This window comes from Halomonas sp. BN3-1 (assembly GCF_003056325.1).
Classification (GTDB): domain Bacteria; phylum Pseudomonadota; class Gammaproteobacteria; order Pseudomonadales; family Halomonadaceae; genus Halomonas; species Halomonas litopenaei.
The window spans coordinates 1-681 of record NZ_PYVV01000048.1 but is presented as its reverse complement, the minus strand read 5'-3'; the positions used below and the strand labels follow the sequence as shown (position 1 = coordinate 681).

Genomic DNA, 681 nt, shown 5'->3' with positions numbered 1-681 from the left:
ACCCGGCGCTGGGCAGCGAGCACTGGCGCTGGGACGAGCACGGCCGGCTGATCCGCCATATCGACGGCGAAGGACGCACCACCCACTATCGCTATGACGACCAGGGTCGGCTGATCGAGACGGTCGATCCCCAGGGCCTGAGCACCCGCATCGACTACGACGACAAGGGCCTGCCGGTGCGCGTCACCGAGCCTGACGGACGCGAACGCTCGCTGCGCTTCGATGAACGCGGCCTGCCGCTGCAAGAGATCGCCCCGAGCGGGCGTGTCACCACCTTCCGTCACAACGCGCGCGGCCTGCCCACGGCGATGACCGACGCCGCCGGCAACACCTACCAGTATCGCTGGAACGACCAGGGTCGGCTGACCAGTGCCAGCGACTGTTCACGCAAGACCACCCAGTTTCGCTACGACCACCGCGGCTGGCTGATCGAGCGCCGTGACGCCGCCGGGCATCGCACCCATTACACCCGTGACGCCACCGGCCTGCTGCTGAGCGTCGAGCACCCCGACGGCGCCATCGAGCACTTCTCCCACGACGGCGAAGGCCGGCTTACCCAGTATCTCGACCCCACCGGGCAGCGCACCCGCTATCGCTACAATGGCAAGGGCCAGCCGATCGAGCGCCGCGACCCCATGGGCCAGCGTTTCGCCTACCACTACGACCGCCTGCTGCGGCTGT

At 68.6% G+C, this 681-nt stretch carries 1 pseudogene; it reads left to right on the top strand.

What is annotated here, in order from left to right:
* Positions 1 to 681: pseudogene (locus C9F12_RS22240) on the top strand (RHS repeat protein); the annotation flags it as partial.